Raw genomic sequence first — 20,380 nt, 5'->3', positions numbered from 1 at the left:
CCGGCGTGTTCTGGACCATTCCGCAGCGGCGGCGTCACCCGCTATGGTCCCCGTCGGTGGGTCGAGGTCCCTCGCCCCGCCATGCCCTCGGGGGGAGGGAAGGAAACCAAGACGATGCCCGTACCCGTACCGCGGCCAAGGGCGATCCCGGCCGTGGAGTGTGGTCAGGCGCCCGCCGCGTCCCAGGACCGCGGCCCTTCCACGGAACAGGCCCCGCCCGGGACAGCCCCGGCCGAGAACCTCTCCGGCCGGCCGGAGAACCCCACCCAGAAGCGCGAGAAGACCACGGAGAACCGCGAGAACACCCCGAACCGGCGTGAGAGTGCCGTCCCCACGAACCTGACGGTGCTGCTGATCGAGGACGATCCCGGCGGCTCGCCGATCGTGCCCGACCTGCTCGACCAGTCCGGCAAGCCGATCCGCATCCGCACGGCCCGCAACCTCACCGAGGCCGGCCGGCTGCTGACCGACGACGTCCACTGCATCCTGCTGGACCTCGCCCTGCCGTCGCACGCCCCGGCCCGCACGAGCGCCGACGACGGCGGCGACGGGGACGCGGACGGACACGACGAGCTGGCGGTGCTGAGGCACGTGCTGGAGCTCGCGCCCCGGCACGCCGTGCTCGCGCTCACCTCCTCCAGCGACGCCGAGCGCGGCGCGGAGGCCGTGGCCGTCGGCGCCCAGGACTACCTGTTCCGCGACGAACTCGACGGCCGGCTGCTGAGCCGCGCGATCCGCTACGCCGTCGAGCGCAAGCGGTCCGACTCGGCGGAGCGGCGCCTGGCCGAGGGCCGGCTGCGCGCCCAGGAGAACCGCCGGCTGGAGCGCGGCCTGCTGCCGACCCCGCTCCTGGAGGGCTCTCCGCTGCGCTTCGCCGCCCGCTACCGGCCGGGCCGTTCCCGCGCCCTGCTCGGCGGCGACTTCTACGACGTCGTCCGCACCCCGGACGGCACCGTGCACGCCATGATCGGCGACGTCTGCGGGCACGGCCCGGACGAGGCGGCGCTCGGCGTGGAGCTGCGGATCGCGTGGCGCGCGCTGACCCTGGCGGGGCTCTGCGGCGACCAGCTGCTGGGCACGCTGCAGCAGGTGCTGGAGCACGAGCGGGCGCACGACGAGATCTTCGCGACCCTGTGCGCCGTGGACATCGCCCCGGACGGCCGCCGCGCCGGCCTGTGCCTGGCCGGGCACCCGGCGCCGCTGGTCGCCGGTCCGGGCACGCCCGCGAGGCTGCTGCCCTACGACAACAACGGCCCGGCGCTCGGCCTGCTGCCGGGCGCCCGCTGGCCGCGCATGCAGGTGGAGCTGGGCGCCGAGTGGAGCCTGATGCTCTACACCGACGGCCTGATCGAGGGCCACGTCGGCGAGGGCCGGGAGCGGCTGGGCCAGGACGGCATGGTGGAGATGGTGCGCCGGCAGTTCGCCGAGGGCCTGCAGGGCGAGCAGTTGCTGCGGGCGACCGTCAACGAGGTCCGCGAGCTGAACGGCGGCGAACTGGCCGACGACGTGGCCGTGGTCCTGCTGGACCGGACGCCCTGAGCCGCCCGGCCCGGAGCACCGGTGCGGGTCAGCGTCCGCCGTTGTACGGACCGTACGGGCCGTCGCTGCTGGAGCCGCGGCGGGTGCTGCGCCCGCCGCCCGGCAGGCCGCGCAGCGCGGGCCGTACGTCGACCATGTACACGATCGTCGCGATGAGCCCGATGATCGGCAGGAACGACAGGATGTTGAAGATCAGGTTCACCACGAAGGCGAGCCCGAGGATGATCAGCCAGAACGGCTTGGTCTTCTTGTCGGCCGCGCGGTAGGCGTCCTCACGGCGCGTGGCGGCGTCGATCAACGCGAAGCCGCTGAAAAGGATCAGGGCGATGCTCAGCAGCCACATGAAGCCTGCGAACCCCTGCATCAGCACAACGTCCACCACCCGAGTCGGATCGTCCTTACGCGGTCACCGTACCCGTTGAACGGGCCGGACACCCCAGAGGTGCCCGGCCCGGAGCCGGCTACTTCGCGGGCGGCGTCGTCTTCTTGGCGGCCGGGCTCTTCTTGGCCGGGGCCTTGCGCGGCGCCGGGGTCTTCTTCGCCGCGGCGGACTTGTCCTCGGTGACCTCGACCGGCTCGGACTTGGCGGGTGCGGCCGGCTCGACGGCCACGGCGAACTCCTCCACGCCCTCGGCGACGTCCTCGATGCCGTCGGCGGCCTGGCCGCGCCAGGTGCGCACCGCCTGCTCGCCGCGCTCGGCGACCTTCTCGTAGGCCTCCCGCGCCTTGACGGCGTACTCGGCGGCGACGCCGACCGAGCGCAGCGCGAGGTCCTGGGCGTTCTCGCCGAGCTTCTTGAAGTCGGCGTCGAGGGAGCCGAAGAGCTCGTTGGCCCTGGCCTGGAGGGTGCCCTGGGTCTCCTTGACGCGGGCCGTCGCCTTCTCCTGGACGGCCTTCGGGTCGGTGTTGCGCACGGCCTCGATCCGCGCCGGGGCCTCGGCGCGCAGCTGCTCCACCAGCACCGGCACCTTCTTGGCCTGCTGGAAGGCCAGGTCGGCGGTGCCCGCGGCGAAGTAGAGCGGGGTGGGGTCGCTGAAGGTCTTGCGCAGGTCGTCGGTGATGGCCATGGTGATGGTCCTCCGGAATTGCGTTCGGCTGAGGGTTTTGGGTTTTGCGGTGGTCCCGCGCCCGGCCGGCCACCGGCTGTCGGCTACGGCTCGCCGCCGCCGGTACGGGCGCCGGGACCCGGTATGGAGTCCGCGCCCTCGGCGGCGTCGCCCGCCGCCGCGTCCCGGGCCGGCACCTCTTCCTCCCCGTCGGTGCCGAACCCGTTCTCCTTGCGGAAGGACTCGTAGATCTGGAGCAGCACCTGCTTCTGCCGCTCGTTGAGCGAGGGGTCGGCGAGGAGGACCGCACGCGTCTCCACGTCGTCCCGGTCGCGCTCGGCGTCGAGGATGCCGGCCCTTACGTACAGCGTCTCGGCGGAGATCCGCAGCGCCTTGGCGACCTGCTGGAGCACCTCCGCGCTCGGCTTGCGCAGCCCGCGCTCGATCTGGCTCAGGTACGGATTGGACACGCCCGCGGCGTCGGCGAGCTGCCGCAGCGAGAGCTGCGCGTTGCGCCGCTGCTCGCGCAGGTACTCACCGAGGTTGCCGAGATTGCCGACGTTGAGCGAGGCCATGCCTCCACCTTGCACCAGCCTGCTAACTATTGCAAGCAGCCGCTTGCAATAGTGCCCGCACCCACTTTTTTGTGCGTACTGGGCAACGCGCCACGCCCGTTCGAGACTGAAGCAGCAGACAGGCAGGCGTCAGGAGGCCGCGCGGACGGCGGCCTCCGGTTCAGCCAGCCGGTCCAGGCGGCGGTGGCCCCAGTCGGAGAGGGGGGAGAGGGCCTCGGCGAGATCCCGGCCGAACGCGGTCAGGGAGTACTCGGTCTTGGGCGGCAGCACGTCGTACACCTCACGGTGCACCACGCCGTCCGCCTCCATCTCGCGCAACGCCTGGGTCAGCACCTTCTCGGTGAGGCCCGGCGCCTTCCGGCGCAGTTCGGCCGGCCGGTGCGGTCCTGACTCCAGCAGCCACAGCAGCGTGGTCTTCCACTTGCCCTCGATCACGGCGATCGCGGCGGTCACTCCGCAGACGTTCGGATCGTGGCGCCGGTGCGCCATGCCGTGCCCCCATTCATCAGCACTTTGAGTAATTGTTCGTCACGTTACGGGAGTTGAAGCATGTCCGCACACACCGACCAGCCCTCCGGCCGGCCCTCCGACGTCACCGTCCTCGGCCTGGGCCCGATGGGCCGGGCGCTGGCCGCCGCCTTCCTGGCCGCCGGGCTGCGCACCACCGTCTGGAACCGCACGCCCGGCCGGGACACCGACCTGGTCGCCAAGGGCGCGGTCCCGGCCTCCTCCGCCGAGGAGGCGGTCGCCGCCGCCCCGCTGACCGTCGTCTGCGTGGTGAACTACGACGCCTCCGACGCCGTACTGCGCCAGGACGCCGTCACGGCCGCCCTCAAGGGCCGCACGGTCGTGAACCTGAGCGCCGACATCCCCGCGCGGGCCCGGGACACGGCCGAGTGGGCCGATCGCCACGGCGTCCGCTACCTGGACGGCGCGATCATGACCCCGACCCCGACCATCGGCACGGACGACGCGGTGTTCCTGCACAGCGGCCCCGAGGAGCTGTACCGGGAGCACCGGCCGGTGCTGGCGGCGCTCGGCGGCACCCACACCCACCTCGGCGAGGACGCCGGGCGGGCCGCGGCCTACGACATCGCGCTGCTCGACATCTTCTGGACGGCGATGGCGGGTTACACGCACGCGCTCGCGGTGGCCCGGGCGGAGGGCGTCACCGGGGCGGAACTCGCGCCGTTCGCGCAGGGCATCGCCGCGATCCTGCCGCCGCTGTTCACCGAGTTCGCCGCCGACACCGACGCCGGTACCTACTCGGGCGAGCTGAACCCGATCACCTCGGCCGTCTCGACCATGTCCCACGTCGTCCACGCCTCCGAGGCGCACGGCATCGACGCGAGCCTGATGCGGGTCGTCGAGGGGCAGGCCCGGCGGGTCGTCGCGCGCGGGCACGGCACGGACGGGTACACCCGGGTCGCCGACGTGATCACCGGGCGCTGACCCGGGCGGCGGCCATCAGCAGAGCCGGGCCGTCAGAAGGGCGGCGGACGTCAGAAGGGCAGCGGCCGCGCGTGCACCACGTCCAGCCGGGACACCGCGCGGGTGAGCACCACGTACAGCCGGTGCAGGCCCCGCCCGCCGGTGCCCTCCGCCTCCGCGATCGCCGCCGGTTCGACGGCGACGACGTGGTCGTACTCCAGCCCCTTGACGACGCCCGCCGGCGCCACGGTCACCCGGGCGCCCAGCTCTTCCGGCCCCCCGGCCGGGATGCCGGCCGCGTCGAGGGCGGCCCGCAGTCCGGGTACGTCCGCGTCCGCGGCGACGACCCCGACGGAGCCGTCCCGGGTGAGGGCGGCCCGTACGGCGTCGACGGCCGCGCCCACGACCCGGCCGGGGGCGACGGGGCGGACCGTCAGCTCCCCGTCCGCGCGCAGCGAGCGGGCCTCGGGGACCTCCACGCCGAGCCGCGCCAGCAGCCGGTTGGTGAGGCCGACGACCGCCTGCGGCACCCGGAAGCCGGTGGTCAGCGGCGTCACCGGGGCGTCCGGGCGGCCGAGGTGGGCGAGGGCCGTCCGCCACGAGAGGGCGGCCCACGGCGTGGTGCCCTGGGCCAGGTCGCCGAGGACGGTGAGCGAGCCGAAGGCGGCCCGGCGGGCGATGGCCCGGTACTCCATCGGGGAGAGGTCCTGGGCCTCGTCGACGACGATGTGCCCGTAACTCTCGGGGTGTTCGAGGAGCCCGGCGACCTCGTCGAGGAGGACCAGGTCGGCGGCGGTCCAGCGGGCCGACCGCCACGACCGCCGCGCGTCGGCCGCCGTCCACAGCACCGCCTTCCGCTCCTCGTCGTCCAGCAGCCCGTCGGCGGCGCGTGCCAGCGCGTCCGGGTCGCCGAGGACTCCGGCGACGACCTCCTCGGGACGCACCTTCGGCCAGGCCGCGTCGAGGTAGGCGGTGACGGGCCGGGCGCGTTCGATCCGGCGCGTCCAGGCGGCCGTCCGCGGCCCGCTCCGCCGCTCGGCCTGCTCCTGCACGTACCGCACGATCCGGGCCCGCACCCGTTCCCGGCCCACGGTGTACGGCGGCTCCTCCCCCCGCACGTCCGTCACGATCCGGGTCAGCTCGTCGGCCGGGACCCGCCAGCGGTACGAGCCGTCCGGCACGGCGAGGGAACCGGCGGCGTCGGCGGCCACGCGCGCGTACAGGGCGCGGCGCAGCACCTCGGCCGTCCGGGCGTCGTGCTTCACGGCGGCGGCCCGCTCGTCGTCGGTGGCGGTGACCGGGTGCCGGGCGATCTCCCGGGCGAGGGTGGACTGCCGTACGCCACTCTCGCCGAGGGCGGGCAGCACCTCGGCGATGTAGGCGAGGAAGGTGGGGTTGGGGCCGAGGATCAGCAGTCCGCCGCGGGCGATGCGCCGCGGGTGGGAGTAGAGCAGGTAGGCGGCCCGGTGGAGGCCGACGGCGGTCTTCCCGGTGCCCGGGGCGCCCTGGACGCAGACCGTGGCGGTGAGGCCGGCGCGGACGAGGTCGTCCTGCTCGGGCTGGATGGTGGCGGCGATGTCCCGCATGGGTCCGACGCGGGGCCGTTCGATCTCCCGGGCGACGATGTCGCTCGCGCGGGACTCGCCCCGGCCGAGGTGTTCGTCCTCCAGCCCGGTGAGGTCGGCCGAGTCCCCGCGGCTGCCGGGCGCCCAGCCGAAGCGCCGGCGGACGGCGACGCCGCGCGGGTCGGTGGCGGTGGCCTGGTAGAAGGCGCGGGAGACAGGGGCGCGCCAGTCGACGACGAGGGGCGGGGCGGCGGGGTCCTCGGTGATCCGCAGCCGGCCGAGGTGATACGTCTGCCCCGCGTGATCGCCCGCCACGTCCGTCCCGGCGAAGTCCAGCCGCCCGAAGAACAGCGGGCCCGCGGGCAGTGCGCGCAGTTCCTCGGCCCGGCTGCGCAACCGGTACCCGAGCACTTCGGCGTCGGCACCGGAGGCGGAGACGTCCTCGCCGGTGACGACGTGTTCCCGGGCGCCGTCGGCCATGGCGGCGAGGGCGGTACGGCAGTGATCATGGTGGGCGCGTTCGCGGGCGAGGGTGTACCGGAGGGCGGCGGGGTCGGGTGAGCTCATTCCATCGAGCGTACCCAAAAATCGAGACTTGGTTAAATAATTTACTCAGGCTCACATCAGTCGGCTCAGGCGATCCGCGGCAGCCCGGCCGCCAGCACCCCGAACGCCCGCTCCGCCGCAGCCACCGCGTCGCCGCGCACCCCGGCCACCCGCTCCCCGGCCGCGATCCGCCGCCAGTTCTCCAGCGCGAGCACCCGCTGCACGGCGATGATCTGCCCGGCCGCGAGCCTGGCGTCCAGGTCCCCGCCCAGGGCCTGGCCCAGTGCCGCCTCCGACCGCTCCAGGTGCGTGTGCATCCGGGCGACGAGCGCGGGCGTCCCGTACAGCAGCGTGTGGAACGCGAGTACGCCGGGATCGTCATTGAGCCCGGTCACCGGGTCGCACCGCTCCAGCCCCGCCAGGAAGTGCCGGCGCAGCGCCGCCAGCGGTGTGGGACCCTGCGCCACCACCCGCGCCGCCTCGCCCTCGTGGTCGGCGATGCGGTGCAGGACCAGGTCCTCCTTGGCCGGGAAGTACCGGAACAGCGTCGGCTTGGACACCTCGGCCGCGGCGGCGACCTCCGCGACGGACACGGCGTCGAATCCCTTCTCCACGAAGAGCCGGACGGCGGTGTCCGACAGGGTCCGGATGGTCCGCTGCTTCTTGCGCTCGCGCAGGCCGGGGTCGCTCATGAGGCGAGCCTACGCACCGCTCCCGCCACGCGCGGACCGTGCCTCCAGCGGGGCTGCCGCGTCCCAGAGGGTTCCGAAGAACGCGCGCCTGCGGGCGACGACCTCACGCCCCAGCTCACCGTCGTACCGGCTCCAGCGGGTCAGCAGCGAACCGTGTCCGATGAGGTCGAGCAGCTGGTCCCCGTCGGTCTCCGGGTCCGGCGGCACCGGCCCACGGTACTCGTCCGGCCTGACGTCGAGCTTGTCGTAGATCCCCTCGTACACCACCTCGTCGCCGACGACGTACAGCTTGAGGAAGGGGGACATGTGCACCGTCCGGAACTCGACGGACAGTGCGCCCTGGGCCTTGCGGGCCATCCTGCCGCGCATCGTGCGCAACCCCCGCTCGTACCCGGTGATCGTCTCCACCAGGTGCCGGCGGAACCCCGGGGCGTCCGCCAGCCTGCCGTCCGCGAGCCGTACGAGGCCGGGGACCTCGATGGGTCGGGTGAAGTCCGGGACCAGGACGCGGACCGACACGCTTCTCGACGGGTCGGGCGGCAGGTCCTCCAGCACTCTGCGCAGCGGTTCGACGAAGGTCTCCCCGGTGAAGCACATGCCCCACAGTTCGATCTCGCCGCCGCGCCGGAGCGCCTGCGCGCACTCCTGGAGCAACCGGTCCGCAGTGGCTTCCTCGCCCGACTGCGGGCGCAGCCGCGCGGTCAGTTCCCGGACCTCGTCGCTCAGCCGCCGGACGGTCTCGTGCAGCTGACGCGTCCCCTCCCGCTGCGCGTCGTGCGCCGTGTTCAGCCGCAGCACCTCGGCGTAGAGCACGTAGCCCACGATGCTGAGCAGCGCTCCGCCGATGTAGGTCTTTCCCTGGAGGGCGTCGCCCACCGGTTTGACGAACTGGGCCAGGAGGCCGACGCAGAAGACCGCCAGGAGCAGCCCCTTGGTCACCGTCGTCTCGGCACGACTCCAGCGCGCCGCCACTCTGCCGCCCAGCGACGGTCTGCCCTCAGCCACCAAGTCCCCCCGCCTGCACCCGGGTTGGAGCCGACCGGCCAATGGTGCCCGCTGCGGCGGCGGACCGGAAGAGGGTGGTGCGCCTCATTCCCGCGTGGCGTGCCACTCCCGCAGGGCTTGAACGACCCGGTCCCGGCCCGGCAGGTCGACCAGCCGCAGCGGCTCACGGGCCCGCCGCGTCGCCCGTTCGATCCGGTCGGCGGCGGCATGGAAGCGGCCCGTGTCCGCGTCCTCGGGCAGCTCGAGGGCCGCCCGCATGATGTCGGGGAACACCGACTGGGCGTACTCGAACGCGATGTAGACGGGAAGGTCCTCATGCAGGCCCGCGGTCAGCTCGGCGAGCCCGGCGTCCGTCATGGCCTCGGCCCACAGCTGCGTCATGCGCTCCTGCTCCTCCTTGCTGTACGCCATGCGCACCAGGTGGGTCGCGAGGTCGTGCAGGGGATCGCCGAGTATCGCCAGCTCCCAGTCGATCACCGCGAGCCGGCTGCCCCGTACGACGACATTGGCCCGGTGCACGTCCGTGTGCAGGAGCCGGAACGGACGCGAGGCCCGGCAGCGGTGGCGGGCGGCGAAACGCTCCATCGCGTCGTCCGGGACGCCGACGGCGTCGAACAGGGCGCCGAACCGGTCCCGGTTCGGCAGGTGCACGCGCTCCCGCGTGAAGCGGACCAGCCAGTCCAGGAACCCCTGGCTGTCGCCGTCGGGCGGCCAGTCCTCGGGGCGGGCAGGCAGTTCCGCCACGGGGATGCGCGCGGTGCGGACGAAGAAGGACGCGAACGAACGCATGATCCCCTCGCCCACGTCCCCGGCCGCCCCGCTGTCGCTGAGCGCCCGGCCCGCCCGGTACCGGTGCACGGAGCCGTCCCCGAGGTCGGCGAGGCAGGGCGGGACCTCCCGCAGGTACCGGCAGACGACGCCGAGCACCTCCGCCTCCCTCGGCCAGATGCGCGGCACGACCTCCACCGTCCGCAGGGGAACGCGGTACTTGACCCGGGTGAACGGTACGGCGCCCAGCAGCAGCGCCAGCACCAGACCCGAGCGCCGGACGTAGTTGACGTTGTGGTGCCCCAGCAGTACCTCACCCCGGCCACGGAGTCCGCGCGACTCCACGAGCTGGTGCACGAGCGCCTTGCGCGCCCGGTGGTGCAGACGGTGCATGGCCGGAGAGTAGCGCTCCCGGCCCGTCGCGGCGGGCGGCGTGACCGAGGTGTTGGCAAGAGCTAGCGGCCCGGACCGCGCAGCAGCTCCAGCAGCGGCGCGAAGGAGCCGACGACCGTGTCGGCGCCGGCCTCGGTGAGGAGCCGCGCCTTCCGGCCGTCGCGCCCGTACCCGAGGAAGGGGATCCCGGCCCGTCGGGCCGCCTCGCAGTCGGACGGGGAGTCACCGATGAACAGCGAGGCGGCCGGCGCCGCCCCCAGTGCGTTGAGTGCCCGGACCAGCGTGTGCGGGTCCGGTTTGAGCAGCCGCAGCTCCTGGGTGCGGCCGTAGATGTGCGGGCTGAAGCTCGGCAGCAGGCCCCGGCCGGACAGGTAGGCGCGCACCACGAGCGGGGAGTTGTTGGTGGCGACGGCCAGCCGTACGCCCACGGCCGTCCAGGTCCGGATCAGCGGGTCGGCGTATGCGGTCGGCATGGCGGACGCGGTGGCCCGCAGCTCCTCCTGGGTGAGACGTTCCTCCAGCTCCTCGACCAGATCGCTGCGGGGATGCCGTCGGTCGACCGCGCGCAGCACCGCGTGCGGGTCGGGGGAGTCGAGTTCCTGGTCCGTCAGCAGCCCGCGCAGCCCGCGACGCCCCAGCCAGTCGACGAGGTCGGCCGCCACCTGCTCCGCCCGGTGCCCGGCGAACAGGCGGCAGATCGGCCCGTCGAAGTCCCAGAGCACGAAACGGGCACCGTTCAACAGCCGCCCGAGGTTGCCCGTGGCCGGCCCCGGCCCGGTCCGCGTCGTATCAGAAGTCACTAGGAGAGTGTCATGTCCGAGGTGATGGTTTCCCAGAGGGCGTCGAACCACTTCTGGGATTCCTCCACGAACACCGCGTCCCGGTGACCCGCCCGCTTCAGGAAGGAGAACAGCAGCGACTGGGAGCCCAGGGCGTCGTACATCTCCAGCGTCCGGCTCTCGTACTCCTCCTCGCGCCGGGTCAGCAGGTAGTAGCCGTACAGGGCCTCCTCGCCGTTGAGCAGGTAAAGCTTCATCGGCGGGGTGAAGGGCAGCGCGCGGAAGGCGATGTGCACGTCGACGTGGTGGGTGGAGCGCACGGCGTGCAGGTTGTGCTGGAGGACGCGGGCCTGGGCGTTGCGCATCTGGAGCCAGCGCTGGTGGACCGGGTCGTCGTCCTCCTCGTCCACCAGGACGGGGAAGGCCAGCTCGATGTCCCGCGACGGCATCAGGACGCGGAAGTCGATGACCTCGGGGCGGATGCGGCCCTCGTGGATGAGGCGGAGGGGCTCGCTGAGGGCGAGCATCAGCGTCTCCGAGGTGTGGCAGACGACGTCGACCTTCACGCGCGGTGCCGAGAACGCGTCCGACAGGCGGGGCCCGAGGGCCACCATCGTCGGCTGCGGCTCGCCCCGGGGCGTGGCGGGCTCGGCGATGCGGGGCGGGCTGCCCTTGCTCACGTTGGTGAGCAGGCCGTCCTCCTGGAGCGCGCGCAGGGCCTGGCGGACGGTGCCGCGCTCCACCCCGAACTCGTCGGCCAGCTCGGCCTGGGTGGGCAGGCGGTCGCCCGCCTTGAGGTCTCCCTCGCGGATCCGCTCCCGCAGGATGTCGGCGATCTCCTGGGACGAGAGCCTTCTGCTGCCGTTCACGGACACGTTCTCCTGGGTCACGACCAAACGCTACAACTTCGACCTGCCTAGAGGGAGTTGTTTGAAACTTGTTTATAGGTAGCAGCCAAGTGGGGACAACCTAGTTGGAGTTGGTTGCCAACTTTAGCCAGTTGGCGGAAGTTCTTCTTCCCGAACCTCCGAAGGGGGAAAGACCGTGCCCGTCCTCGCTTTCGTCTCCGCGATCCTCGTCGTCACCCTCGAACAGGTCGTCCAGTGGAAGTACGGCGCCGTCGGCATCGTCGGACTGCTCCTGCTCACCGTGGGCGTCAAGGCCAAGAGCCCGTCCGTCAGCTCCGCCGGAGCGGTGGTGCTGGCGCTCCTGGTCGCGGGCCCCGCCCTGTGATCACGTCGTGAGCAGCAGTTCCGAGCTGATCGTCTCCCACAGCGCGTCGAACCACAGCCGCGACTGCTTCGCGAACACCCCGTCCCGCACGCCCCCGGCCTGCCCGAACGCGAACAGCGTCGAACGGATGCCCTCCACGTCGTACATCTCCACCGGCTCGTGTTCGATCTCGTGCTCACGCCGGCTGAGGGTGTAGTACGCGAAGAGGGCCTCCGTGCCGTTGAGCAGGTACAGCTTCACCGGCGGCGTGAAGGGCAGCGCGCGGAAGGAGACGCTGACGTCGATACCGTGCGTGGCCCGCAGGCCCAGCAGGTTGTGCCGGAGCACCTGCCCCTGGGCGTTGCGCATGGCCAGCCACCGCTCGTGCACCGGGTCGCCGTCCCCGCGGCCGGCCACCGCCACCGGGAAGGCCAGGTCGATGTTCCGGCCCGGCAGCAGCACGCGTACGTCGATCTTGGCCGGTTTCCGCCGCCCCGCGTGGATCTGGCGCAGGGGTTCGCCGAGGGCGAGGGTGAGGGAGACCGAGGTCAGGCACAGGGCGTCGATCTCCACGTGCGGGGACGCGAAGGCCTCGGCGATGCGGGGCGCGAGGGCGACCGTGGTGGGCGCGGGGAGGGCGGCCGGCCCGGTCAGGGCCGCGCCGGGGTCGGGCGCGACCGTCGCCGGACTCCCCTTGGACACATTGGTGAGCAGGCGCTCCGACTGGAGGATGCGCAGGGCCTGGCGGACGGTGCCGCGCTCCACCCCGAACTCGTCCGCCAACTGGGCCTGGGTGGGCATGCGCTGGCCCGGCCGCAGCCGTCCGGACCTGATCCGGGCGCGCAGCTCGTCGGCCACCTCGCGATGTGTCCTCTGCGGCCGCTGCGGTCTCTTGAGACCGTCGACGAGGGCGTGTTCCGGCTCCACGACCAAACACTACAACTTCCCGCCATCTTTGGGCAGTTCAGCGGAAGGTGGTTATGAGACGTGCCCAAGCGGAGATAAGTACAGTGAAGTTGGCAGCCAACTTGAGCAACGTGGTCAAACCTCTCGGGGGTTGGCCGCTCCGGGCCCCCTTCCGGAGGGGAGCCGGGGACCCGGACGGGCAGTCGCACCACGCACCACGCACCACGCACCACAACCGAAGAGCGCTACGGATGCGCACACCCACCGTCACCGGCAGAAGGGAGGCACCTCAGAACAGGTCCGGGCACCAAGGCCGCCTGGACGTACGCAGCAGGGCGTCGGCCACACGGGCGGCGCCCGCTCGTTCTTCCCGGACCCGGCCGAGCGCGGCCAGCCGCACGGCCGACTCGTCGCCGAGCCACAGCGCCGACAGCTCGCCCGCGTCGAGCACGAGGTGGGCGCTCTCGGTGGTCGGCGTGCAGGACGCCCCGTCCGGCCCCGCGTCCAGCCGCCACCGCCCGCCGGCCGGCCCCGCCCGGTCCGCGACCTCCAGCACCAGTGACCCCTGTCCCTCGTACGCGCGCGCCTCCAACGCCCGTACGACGTCCAGGATCCGCACCCACAGCCAGTCCGCCTGCGTGGTGATCCTGGCCGCGCGCGGGTCCGGCAGGAGGTGCGGGAGCAGGTCGTCGGGGGCGCGCCAGCCGCTCTTGACGGTCGTGATCCAGTCGATCGAGCACAGGTAGCGCCACAGCGCGCGCTCGGCGGCCGGGGTGACGGCGATCAGCCAGTCGACGGTCGCCGTGTTCAGCGGCTGCTTGCCGACCCAGTGGTCGTCGCTCCGGTAGCAGACCAGGCCCTCCACCTCGCCGTCCGCCGAGCGGTACAGGGCGTAGTAGGGCTCGGTCCACGGGGCGCCGCTCCAGTTGACGGCGCCCGTCCGCATCTGCCACCACAGGTCGGTCCGGCTCACCGCGCCCGGCTGGGCCCGGCGCAGCCGCTCGTGCAGCTCGGGGCCGAGCTTGCGGACGTCCTCGCCGTCCACGAGGTCGATCCGCCCGCCGTCCTCCGGGACCGGCCGGCGCGGGTCGAGACCGGCGCGGGGGACGTCGACGGTCCACTCGGTCATGGTGGTGGCGGGGCCAAAGCCGTAGCGGCCGTAGATCGGGTACTCGGCGGCGATCAGCGTCGCGACGACGTCCCCGCGGTCCTTCGCGGCGGCCAGGTCCCGCGCCATCATCCGGGTCAGCAGGCCGCGGCGGCGGTGGGTCGCGGTGACGGTGACGTTGGAGATCGCGTCGGCCCGGACGGGGGTGCCGCCGACGGCGGTGACCTCCTGGTCGAAGGACCGGAAGGTCGCCACGCACCGGGCCCCGTCGAAGGCGCCGAGCAGCCGGCCGGGCACGAACTCGGCGCGGCGGGCCTCCGGCTCCTTAGCGGTGACGGCGGGCGGCCGAAGGAACCCCGTCTTCAGGGCCCGGATCCAGTCGGCGTACTCGGCTTCGGTGATGGGACGTACGTCTATGTCGGTGCGGCTGGTCATGGGCCCACGGTAGGCCGGGGCCCCCGCCCACGTCGCGGGGATTTGCGGGCCCCGTGTGCGGGCTCCCGGGCCGGTCAGAAGGCCGCCCGGATCTCCCCCACCTCGCGCCCGCCGCCCAGCAGCGGCGTACGGCCGATGCGCTCGACCACGGGGCTCTCCACCCCCATCAGCGTCAGGGCGCGGGCCAGGACCGGGCCGAGGGCGCGGGTCGCGCCGTCCTCGACCTTGAAGGCCAGGGCGCGGCCGTCCGGCAGGGCGACGGCCTGGACGGCCTCGGCGCCCATCTTGGAGAGAGTGCCGGGCACCTCGCGCATGAGCCAGGTGTCGGGGCGCCGGGTGCCGGCGACGTACTCGGGGTGGGCTCGCATCGCGTCGGCGACCCGGCGCTCGGCCGAGCCCGGCTCGGCGGCGACGAAGGAGCGGAAGGCGCGGGCCAGTCCGACCAGGCTGATCGCCATCAGCGGCGCCCCGCACCCGTCCGTGCCGACGGCGGCGACCGGCTCGCCCGCCGCGTCCTCCACCACCCTGTGGATGATCCGCTGGAGCGGGTGCTCCGGGTCGAGGTACGTCTCCTGCGGCCAGCCCCGCTCGGCGCAGACCGCCAGCATCGCGGTGTGCTTGCCGGAGCAGTTCATGGTGACGCGGTCGGCGACCGCGCCCGAGGTCAGGTACGTGTCCCGCTCCTCGGGGTCCAGCGGCAGGTCGGGCGGGCACTGGAGCAGGGCCGGGTCCAGGCCGTGCTCGTCGAGCATCTTGCGGACCAGGTCACGGTGAAACGATTCTCCCGAGTGGCTCGCGGCGGCCAGCGCCAGCCGCTCCCCGGCGAGGTCCAGGCCGGCCCGCAGGACGCCGGCCGCCTGCATCGGCTTGTTGGCGGACCGCGGGAAGACCGGCTCCGTCACCTCCCCCAGCGCCAGCTCCACGGCCCCGTCCGCGGCCAGGACGACGAGACTGCCCCGGTGCCGCCCTTCGACGAACCCGGACCGGACGACCTCGGCGAGGACGGGCGGCACGACGGGCGACAGGGCGGACGTGGGGGCGGGCTGGGACGACTGGTGCGGCTGCGACGGCTGGGGCGGCTGGGGCGCGGACATCGGCGGTGGGCCTTCCGGACGGGTGACCCGCCGCGCGGCGACGGCCCGGGGTCACCGGACCTCCGGTGGCGGCCGGACCGGCCGCCCCTCCCGTCACACGAGCAGGTCGTCGACTTGTGCTTCCCCTTCACGGTACCGGCGTGCGATCTCCCCGCTGCAGTCGTCGGCGGTCCGCTGGAGCCGCTGTCTGCGCCGGGAGACCTGCTGCTCGTACCGGACGAGCCGGCCCATCCCGCCGGTCAGCTCCGCGTCGGTGCGGGCCGTCAGGTCGGACAGCTCCACCTCGCCGAGCATCTCCGCGGCCAGCCGCCGGCACTCCTCGCTGCGCGGGGTGGCGAGCGTCACATGCCGCGCGGAGGACCGCTGCCGGGCCGGGGCGTCCGCCAGGATTTCGGACAGCCGCTCGACGACGGACCCCGTCGCCGCGGTGGTGACCACGGACGACGACGGGCCCGGACCGCGCCGCGCCAGCTCCGCGCGCAGGATGTCGATCCGCCCCTGCAGCAGCCGTCGTACGTAGCTGAGATCGGCCTCCTCGCGCTGGGCGTCCCGGCGCAGCGTGCGCAGCTCGGGCAGGCTCAGTGTGGTCAGGTCGTGCGCCCCCGTGTCCCCCGTGTCCCCCGTGTCCCCCGTGACCGAAAGGCCCGGGGGCCGGTCCGCGGGCAGCTCCGGGCTGTCCGTGCGCTGCACGGGCGGCCTGGGTGCCTCCAGGCCGCCCGGATATGTCAACGCGACAGCCCCCAGCGACTGCCCCGTCCCCGTACTGGTTGTGCTCATGTGCCTCTACCGTCCCCTCGACCGGCGTCTGGGAGCATCGTGCCACCCCAAGTGGTTGTTATGTGACCGAGTGCCCACGATCGGACCCGATCGGCCCCAGATGGGGGGTTAGGGAGCGAAAAGAAACCCCGTACGGGCCCGCGTGCCCGCACCCTGGGGGCGCACGGCATCATGACGGGATGCGTGCAGTGGTACAGCGGGTGGACGGCGCGAGCGTCGTGGTGGACGGCGAGACCGTGGGGGCGATCGAGGGCGAGGGTCTGTGCGTCCTGGTCGGCGTCACCCACGACGACACCGAGGAGAAGGCTGCGCAGCTGGCCCGCAAGCTCTGGTCGGTGCGGGTGCTGCACGACGAGAAGTCGTGCAGCGACGTCGACGCACCGCTCCTGGTGATCAGCCAGTTCACTCTTTACGGTGACGCCCGCAAGGGCCGCCGCCCCACCTGGAACGCCGCCGCCCCGGGCGACGTGGCCGAACCCCTGGTCGACGAGGTCGTCGCGCGGCTGCGCGCGCTGGGCGCGACGGTGGCCACGGGCCGCTTCGGCGCGCAGATGCGGGTGTCGCTGACGAACGACGGCCCGTTCACGGTCCTCGTCGAGGTCTGAGCGCCGGGGTCCGAGCGCAGCGCCCTACGGCTCGACGACCGTCTCCTGCGCGGCGGCCGTGTCCTCGGCCACCAGCCGGGCGTCCACCGGCACGTTCCGCTTCACCAGGGCGAGGGCGACCGGCCCCAACTCGTGGTGGCGTACGGACGTGGTCACGAACCCGATCTTCCGGCCGTCGGGCCCGTCGTCCGCGAGCCGCACCTCCGCCCCGGCCGGCGGCAGGTGGACCTCGCTGCCGTCCAGGTGCAGGAAGACCAGCCGACGCGGCGGCTTGCCCAGGTTCTGCACCCGGGCGACGGTCTCCTGCCCCCGGTAGCAGCCCTTCTGGAGGTGCACGGCGGTCCCGATCCAGCCCAGCTCGTGCGGGATGGTCCGGTGGTCGGTCTCGAAGCCGAGCCGCGGGCGGTGCTGCTCGACCCTGAGCGCCTCGTGGGCGAGGATCCCGGCCGGCGGCCCGGCCTGCGCCGCGAACGCCTCCAGCTCCTCCCGGGGCAGGAACAGATCACGGCCGTACGGCGTCTCGCGGACGGCGACGCCCTCGGGGACCTCGGCGATCGAACCGGCCGGCAGGTGCACGACCGCGGTGTCGGCGGTGCGGTCGGCGACCTCGACGCGGTAGAAGAACTTCATCGACTCCAGGTAGCCGATCAGCGCCTCCTGGCTGCCGGGCTCCACGTGGGCCCAGGTCGTCGTGCCGTCGTCGACGAGGTACAGGGCGTGCTCGATGTGGCCGTTGGCGGAGAGGATCAGCGCCTCGGTGGCCTCGCCGGTCGGCAGTTCGCTGACGTGCTGGGTGAGCAGCAGGTGCAGCCAGCTCAGCCGGTCGTCGCCGGTGACGGTGACGACGCCGCGGTGCGAGAGGTCGACGAATCCGGTGCCGTCGGCGAGGGCACGCTGCTCACGGAACAGGTCGCCGTAGTGGGCGGCGACGCCTTCGTCCACGCCCTCGGCGGGGACGGCGCCGGGCAGGGTCAGCAGGGGGCTCTTCATACGCCCAGCCTACGACTCGCTTACGACTCGGTAGTTGAACCCTTCAGGGAACAGTCCTCGCACCGGCCGAAGATCGCGAAGTGCTTCATGTCGGTGTCGAATCCGAACTGCCGCCGCAGCTTGGCGGTGAACTCGGCGGCCACCGACAGGTCGGCCTCGATCACGTTCGTGCAGTCCCGGCACACCAGGTGGATGTGGTGGTGCCGGTCGGCCAGGTGGTAGGTGGGCGCCCCGTGCCCCAGGTGGGCGTGGCTGACCAGCCCCAGCTCCTCCAGCAGCTCCAGCGTGCGGTACACCGTGGAGATGTTCACCCCCGACGCCGTCTTCCGCACTTCGCCGAGGATGTCGTCGGGGGTCGCGTGCTCCAGGGTGTCCACGGCTTCGAGCACCAGCTGCCGCTGCGGGGTCAGCCGGTAGCCGCGCTGTCTGAGGTCGCTCTTCCAGTCGGTGCTCACCACACCACGAGTCTAGGCCCGGCGGCCCTCCTCTCGGCGTGACGCCCGAGAAACCTCCGGGCGATCGCCGCGGTCGGTACCGTCGACACCAGCACCGGCCCTCGATCCGGAGGACTCCATGACCGCCCTCACTCCCGAGGCGCTCCGTACCGCGGTCGCGAGTCTGACGCCGAGCCGGGTGCCCGCCTTCGTGCAGGACCTCGTCGAGGCGACGACCAGCGCGCAGCAGACGCAGTCCCTTGCGCCGCTGCGTACGTTCGTCCACACCTGGGGAGTGTTCGTGGCGATCCAGCGCCGGCCGTCCCTCGCCGCGCGCGTGCGGCACCTGGAAGAGGTGGTGAGCGCAGGCACGGAGGACCCGACGAACGCCATCGCCGAGATCCGGAAGATCCACGCCGAGGCGGCGGCGGAGGCGGGCCTGTGAGCGAGCGGGTGAGCAGACGGACGGGCGGCTACTTGAAGAAAGCGATCCCGTCGTCCGGCATGTCGTCCGGGAGGGCCTTGGCCCAGCGCTCGACGTCCTCCGGGGTGACGACCTTCTTCAGGTGCGCCGACATGTAGGGGCGCAGCTCGACCTCGGGGGTCTGCTTCTCGCCGACCCACATCAGGTCGCTCTTGACGTAGCCGTAGAGCCGCTTGCCGCCGGTGTAGGGCTGAGAGGCAGCCGTGCGGGCCACCGCGTCCGTCACCAGGTCGATCTGGGGCTTCTGCTCGGCCATCTCGCCGTACCAGATCTCGATGACGCCGTCGTCGCGGACCATCGTGACCTCGACCTTGCGGTTGGCGTCGATGCGCCAGAAGCCGTGCTCGGACTCCAGGGGACGGACCTTGTTGCCGTCGTTGTCCAGCACCCACGTGTGGGACTGGTACTCCAGGAAGTCCCGGCCGTCGTGGGTGAAGGAGACCTCCTGGCCGAAGTTGCACTTCTCGGCGCCGGGGAAGTCGTGCACGCCCGCGCCCGCCCAGTTCCCGAGGAGGAAGGCGAGGGGGACGAGGTCCTTGTGGAGGTCGGACGGGATCTCGATCATGAGGGGTACTTCCTGGCGTCGGTGATCAGCGCTGGCCCTGGTACAGCTTCTTCACGGTCAGACCGGCGAAGGCGAGGACGCCGACGCAGACCAGGACCAGCAGGGCTTCGAAGAAGATCTCCACGGGGTGCTCCTTGAGCGGGGGGCATACGACAGGGCCGCCCCCAGCTTACGCGGCCCCTCCGGCCGCTTCCCGTCGGACTCCGCCCACGAAGGCGGCCCACGCGGGTGCGGTGAAGAGGAGTGCTCCGCGGGCGGGGTCCTTGCTGTCGCGGACGGGGACGAGGGAGGGGAGGTTGGGGGCGACCTCGACGCACTCGCCGCCGCTCGTGTTGCTGTAGCTGCTCCTGCGCCAGTCGGCGGCGCGGAGGAGGTCGTCGGAGACCTCGATGCAGTTGCCGCCGTCGGAGTTGCTGTAGCTGCTCTTGCGCCAATTGATGGTGCTCAGGTCGATGGCTCGCACGGCGCTTCCTCCAACGTCCGCAGGATGAACTCGCACGACTCGGCGGGTGACAGCGCCAAGTCTCGCATCGCATCGTACCTACGTTGCAGCAGCTCAACTGCGGCGTTTTCCTCCACGAGTTCGCCGCGCAGGTCGTTCTCGGTGTAGGCGACCACGCGGCCGTTCGGCAGCCGCAGGAACATCACCGAGGTGTTCATCAGACCGTGCGGGCCAGCACGGAACGGCAGTACCTGGAGGGTGATGCCAGGGCGCCCGGCCATCTCGGCCAAGTGGGCCAGCTGCTCCCGCCACGCCTCCACGTCGCGCAGCGACGTGCGCAGCACCGCCTCGGAGAGAATGACGCGAAACGGCGGTGGAGCCTCCCCTTCCAGCAGTTGCCGACGGCCGAGACGGGCCTCGACCTGCTGCTCCAGTTCAGGCCCCTTGAGCCAGCCCACGGCAAGCGCCTCGCGCGCGTACCCGGCGGTCTGGAGCAGGCCCGGCGGCGCGCTCACCGCGTAGTGCCACAGGCTGATCGCCTCGGCCTCAAGGATCATGTACCGGCGGTACTGCTCGCGGAACTGCGTGGGATCGGCCACGGCCAGCTCCCACAGGGTGAGGAGCATTCCGGCCGTGCCGTAGTACTGGTCCAGCGCCTCCACGATCTCCGGGCCGCCCAGCGTGTGGCCGTTCTCCATCTTTCCGAACTGGGACGCGTCCCACCCCACCGCCTCCGCCATGCCCCGCAGGGACACGCCCCGCCCCTGCCGCAGCAGCCGCAGCTCCTCCGCGAACCGTGCCCTCGGTTCCTGACTGCGACCCGTGATCGCCCTCCGCTGCGGCACCGCACCCCTCCCGGCTGTGGAATTTGTGGAATTTGGAGCGCCCGGTGTGGCACTAGCGGCCGTTTCGGGCCTGGCGACCCCCGGTCTGGGTCATGCTCTTACTGCCCAGCACTACGCAGAGTGGGGCAACTGTCGCATTCCGTA

The 20,380-nt window shown here is 72.6% G+C and carries 24 protein-coding genes; 5 read left to right on the top strand and 19 right to left on the bottom strand.

Going from position 1 to position 20,380, the window contains the following annotated elements:
• Positions 1-114 precede the first annotated feature (114 nt).
• Positions 115-1,539: a PP2C family protein-serine/threonine phosphatase gene (locus KUM03_RS02410; RefSeq protein WP_217245326.1), complete on the top strand. Its 1,425-nt coding sequence runs from the start codon at positions 115-117 to the stop codon at positions 1,537-1,539.
• Positions 1,540-1,567: 28 nt separating this feature from the next.
• Here the strand turns inward: KUM03_RS02410 and KUM03_RS02405 are convergent, their stop codons facing one another.
• The 4 genes from KUM03_RS02405 to KUM03_RS02390 all read right to left on the bottom strand — a co-directional run bounded on the left by KUM03_RS02405 (position 1,568) and on the right by KUM03_RS02390 (position 3,649).
• Positions 1,568-1,903 (bottom strand): DUF2516 family protein, encoded by a 336-nt coding sequence (locus KUM03_RS02405; RefSeq protein WP_161342092.1) that lies wholly within the window; start codon positions 1,901-1,903, stop codon positions 1,568-1,570.
• 97 nt (positions 1,904-2,000) lie between these two features.
• Entirely contained in the window at positions 2,001-2,606 is a 606-nt protein-coding gene (locus KUM03_RS02400) for a hypothetical protein (protein ID WP_217245324.1), read from the bottom strand.
• 83 nt (positions 2,607-2,689) lie between these two features.
• Positions 2,690-3,160 carry a helix-turn-helix domain-containing protein gene (locus KUM03_RS02395; protein ID WP_217245323.1) on the bottom strand — a complete coding sequence of 157 codons (471 nt, stop codon included), beginning with the start codon at positions 3,158-3,160 and terminating at the stop codon, positions 2,690-2,692.
• A gap of 129 nt (positions 3,161-3,289) precedes the next feature.
• Positions 3,290-3,649 (bottom strand): helix-turn-helix domain-containing protein, encoded by a 360-nt coding sequence (locus KUM03_RS02390; protein ID WP_217245320.1) that lies wholly within the window; start codon positions 3,647-3,649, stop codon positions 3,290-3,292.
• A gap of 60 nt (positions 3,650-3,709) precedes the next feature.
• Here KUM03_RS02390 and KUM03_RS02385 point away from each other — a divergent pair, with 60 nt between their 5' ends.
• Positions 3,710-4,612, top strand: a complete 903-nt coding sequence (locus KUM03_RS02385; RefSeq protein ID WP_217245317.1) for an NAD(P)-dependent oxidoreductase — start codon at positions 3,710-3,712, stop codon at positions 4,610-4,612.
• A 50-nt stretch (positions 4,613-4,662) separates the two neighbouring features.
• Here the strand turns inward: KUM03_RS02385 and KUM03_RS02380 are convergent, their stop codons facing one another.
• The 6 genes from KUM03_RS02380 to KUM03_RS02355 form a co-directional block, all read right to left on the bottom strand.
• On the bottom strand, positions 4,663-6,723 hold the full coding sequence (locus KUM03_RS02380; RefSeq protein ID WP_217245316.1) for an AAA family ATPase: 2,061 nt from the start codon (positions 6,721-6,723) through the stop codon (positions 4,663-4,665).
• Between the two features lie 65 nt (positions 6,724-6,788).
• On the bottom strand, positions 6,789-7,394 hold the full coding sequence (locus KUM03_RS02375; protein WP_217245314.1) for a TetR/AcrR family transcriptional regulator: 606 nt from the start codon (positions 7,392-7,394) through the stop codon (positions 6,789-6,791).
• Between the two features lie 9 nt (positions 7,395-7,403).
• Positions 7,404-8,399: an ATP/GTP-binding protein gene (locus KUM03_RS02370; protein WP_217245313.1), complete on the bottom strand. Its 996-nt coding sequence runs from the start codon at positions 8,397-8,399 to the stop codon at positions 7,404-7,406.
• A gap of 84 nt (positions 8,400-8,483) precedes the next feature.
• Positions 8,484-9,560: a phosphotransferase family protein gene (locus KUM03_RS02365; protein ID WP_217245312.1), complete on the bottom strand. Its 1,077-nt coding sequence runs from the start codon at positions 9,558-9,560 to the stop codon at positions 8,484-8,486.
• Between the two features lie 62 nt (positions 9,561-9,622).
• Complete coding sequence (locus KUM03_RS02360) at positions 9,623-10,360, bottom strand: HAD-IA family hydrolase (protein WP_308406231.1); 738 nt, start codon at positions 10,358-10,360, stop codon at positions 9,623-9,625.
• Positions 10,360-11,235 (bottom strand): winged helix-turn-helix domain-containing protein, encoded by an 876-nt coding sequence (locus KUM03_RS02355; protein ID WP_254398712.1) that lies wholly within the window; start codon positions 11,233-11,235, stop codon positions 10,360-10,362. The genes KUM03_RS02360 and KUM03_RS02355 overlap by 1 nt, the downstream gene beginning before the upstream one ends.
• 148 nt (positions 11,236-11,383) lie before the next feature.
• Between KUM03_RS02355 and KUM03_RS02350 the strand changes: the two genes are divergently transcribed.
• Entirely contained in the window at positions 11,384-11,572 is a 189-nt protein-coding gene (locus KUM03_RS02350) for a hypothetical protein (RefSeq protein WP_217245310.1), read from the top strand.
• Here KUM03_RS02350 and KUM03_RS02345 read toward each other — a convergent pair whose 3' ends face one another.
• From KUM03_RS02345 to KUM03_RS02330, 4 genes are all read right to left on the bottom strand, one after another.
• On the bottom strand, positions 11,573-12,484 hold the full coding sequence (locus KUM03_RS02345; protein WP_217245309.1) for a FadR/GntR family transcriptional regulator: 912 nt from the start codon (positions 12,482-12,484) through the stop codon (positions 11,573-11,575).
• A gap of 262 nt (positions 12,485-12,746) precedes the next feature.
• Positions 12,747-14,000, bottom strand: coding sequence for a GNAT family N-acetyltransferase (locus KUM03_RS02340; RefSeq protein WP_217245308.1), 1,254 nt, complete (start codon positions 13,998-14,000; stop codon positions 12,747-12,749).
• Positions 14,001-14,074: 74 nt separating this feature from the next.
• Positions 14,075-15,094 carry an asparaginase gene (locus KUM03_RS02335; RefSeq protein WP_217245306.1) on the bottom strand — a complete coding sequence of 340 codons (1,020 nt, stop codon included), beginning with the start codon at positions 15,092-15,094 and terminating at the stop codon, positions 14,075-14,077.
• 93 nt (positions 15,095-15,187) lie between these two features.
• Positions 15,188-15,871: an aerial mycelium formation protein gene (locus KUM03_RS02330; protein ID WP_217245305.1), complete on the bottom strand. Its 684-nt coding sequence runs from the start codon at positions 15,869-15,871 to the stop codon at positions 15,188-15,190.
• A 179-nt stretch (positions 15,872-16,050) separates the two neighbouring features.
• Here KUM03_RS02330 and dtd point away from each other — a divergent pair, with 179 nt between their 5' ends.
• Complete coding sequence (gene dtd / locus KUM03_RS02325; RefSeq protein ID WP_073729726.1) at positions 16,051-16,476, top strand: D-aminoacyl-tRNA deacylase; 426 nt, start codon at positions 16,051-16,053, stop codon at positions 16,474-16,476.
• Between the two features lie 24 nt (positions 16,477-16,500).
• Here the strand turns inward: dtd and KUM03_RS02320 are convergent, their stop codons facing one another.
• Together KUM03_RS02320 and KUM03_RS02315 are read right to left on the bottom strand one after the other, a co-directional pair.
• Positions 16,501-17,466: a folate-binding protein YgfZ gene (locus KUM03_RS02320; protein WP_217245303.1), complete on the bottom strand. Its 966-nt coding sequence runs from the start codon at positions 17,464-17,466 to the stop codon at positions 16,501-16,503.
• 20 nt (positions 17,467-17,486) lie between these two features.
• Entirely contained in the window at positions 17,487-17,924 is a 438-nt protein-coding gene (locus KUM03_RS02315; protein ID WP_073729728.1) for a Fur family transcriptional regulator, read from the bottom strand.
• A 115-nt stretch (positions 17,925-18,039) separates the two neighbouring features.
• Here KUM03_RS02315 and KUM03_RS02310 point away from each other — a divergent pair, with 115 nt between their 5' ends.
• Positions 18,040-18,345 carry a DUF6247 family protein gene (locus KUM03_RS02310; protein ID WP_217245301.1) on the top strand — a complete coding sequence of 102 codons (306 nt, stop codon included), beginning with the start codon at positions 18,040-18,042 and terminating at the stop codon, positions 18,343-18,345.
• Between the two features lie 28 nt (positions 18,346-18,373).
• On the opposite strand, the gene KUM03_RS02305 is transcribed toward KUM03_RS02310, so the two are convergent.
• The 3 genes from KUM03_RS02305 to KUM03_RS02295 all read right to left on the bottom strand — a co-directional run bounded on the left by KUM03_RS02305 (position 18,374) and on the right by KUM03_RS02295 (position 20,236).
• Positions 18,374-18,949, bottom strand: a complete 576-nt coding sequence (locus KUM03_RS02305) for an FABP family protein (protein WP_217245299.1) — start codon at positions 18,947-18,949, stop codon at positions 18,374-18,376.
• Between the two features lie 169 nt (positions 18,950-19,118).
• Positions 19,119-19,412, bottom strand: coding sequence for a DUF397 domain-containing protein (locus KUM03_RS02300; RefSeq protein WP_217245298.1), 294 nt, complete (start codon positions 19,410-19,412; stop codon positions 19,119-19,121).
• Positions 19,394-20,236, bottom strand: coding sequence for a helix-turn-helix transcriptional regulator (locus KUM03_RS02295; RefSeq protein WP_217245296.1), 843 nt, complete (start codon positions 20,234-20,236; stop codon positions 19,394-19,396). Before KUM03_RS02295 ends, KUM03_RS02300 begins: the two co-directional genes overlap by 19 nt.
• Positions 20,237-20,380: the final 144 nt, after the last annotated feature.

Origin of the sequence: Streptomyces sp. AC602_WCS936, assembly GCF_019049125.1 — a bacterium.
Taxonomy (GTDB): Bacteria; Actinomycetota; Actinomycetes; order Streptomycetales; family Streptomycetaceae; genus Streptomyces.
The sequence above is the reverse complement of the archived record's forward strand: the minus strand, read 5'-3'. Positions and strand labels throughout refer to the sequence as shown.

Excerpts from the sequence above, each read along its gene's own strand:
- KUM03_RS02410 (WP_217245326.1), top strand. The coding sequence starts at position 115 with ATGCCCGTACCCGTACCGCGGCCAAGGGCGATCCCGGCCGTGGAGTGT.
- KUM03_RS02405 (WP_161342092.1), bottom strand. The coding sequence starts at position 1,903 with ATGCAGGGGTTCGCAGGCTTCATGTGGCTGCTGAGCATCGCCCTGATC.
- KUM03_RS02400 (WP_217245324.1), bottom strand. The coding sequence starts at position 2,606 with ATGGCCATCACCGACGACCTGCGCAAGACCTTCAGCGACCCCACCCCG.
- KUM03_RS02395 (WP_217245323.1), bottom strand. The coding sequence starts at position 3,160 with ATGGCCTCGCTCAACGTCGGCAATCTCGGCAACCTCGGTGAGTACCTG.
- KUM03_RS02390 (WP_217245320.1), bottom strand. The coding sequence starts at position 3,649 with ATGGCGCACCGGCGCCACGATCCGAACGTCTGCGGAGTGACCGCCGCG.
- KUM03_RS02385 (WP_217245317.1), top strand. The coding sequence starts at position 3,710 with ATGTCCGCACACACCGACCAGCCCTCCGGCCGGCCCTCCGACGTCACC.
- KUM03_RS02380 (WP_217245316.1), bottom strand. The coding sequence starts at position 6,723 with ATGAGCTCACCCGACCCCGCCGCCCTCCGGTACACCCTCGCCCGCGAA.
- KUM03_RS02375 (WP_217245314.1), bottom strand. The coding sequence starts at position 7,394 with ATGAGCGACCCCGGCCTGCGCGAGCGCAAGAAGCAGCGGACCATCCGG.
- KUM03_RS02365 (WP_217245312.1), bottom strand. The coding sequence starts at position 9,560 with ATGCACCGTCTGCACCACCGGGCGCGCAAGGCGCTCGTGCACCAGCTC.
- KUM03_RS02340 (WP_217245308.1), bottom strand. The coding sequence starts at position 14,000 with ATGACCAGCCGCACCGACATAGACGTACGTCCCATCACCGAAGCCGAG.
- KUM03_RS02335 (WP_217245306.1), bottom strand. The coding sequence starts at position 15,094 with ATGTCCGCGCCCCAGCCGCCCCAGCCGTCGCAGCCGCACCAGTCGTCC.
- KUM03_RS02330 (WP_217245305.1), bottom strand. The coding sequence starts at position 15,871 with ATGAGCACAACCAGTACGGGGACGGGGCAGTCGCTGGGGGCTGTCGCG.
- dtd (WP_073729726.1), top strand. The coding sequence starts at position 16,051 with ATGCGTGCAGTGGTACAGCGGGTGGACGGCGCGAGCGTCGTGGTGGAC.
- KUM03_RS02320 (WP_217245303.1), bottom strand. The coding sequence starts at position 17,466 with ATGAAGAGCCCCCTGCTGACCCTGCCCGGCGCCGTCCCCGCCGAGGGC.
- KUM03_RS02310 (WP_217245301.1), top strand. The coding sequence starts at position 18,040 with ATGACCGCCCTCACTCCCGAGGCGCTCCGTACCGCGGTCGCGAGTCTG.
- KUM03_RS02305 (WP_217245299.1), bottom strand. The coding sequence starts at position 18,949 with ATGATCGAGATCCCGTCCGACCTCCACAAGGACCTCGTCCCCCTCGCC.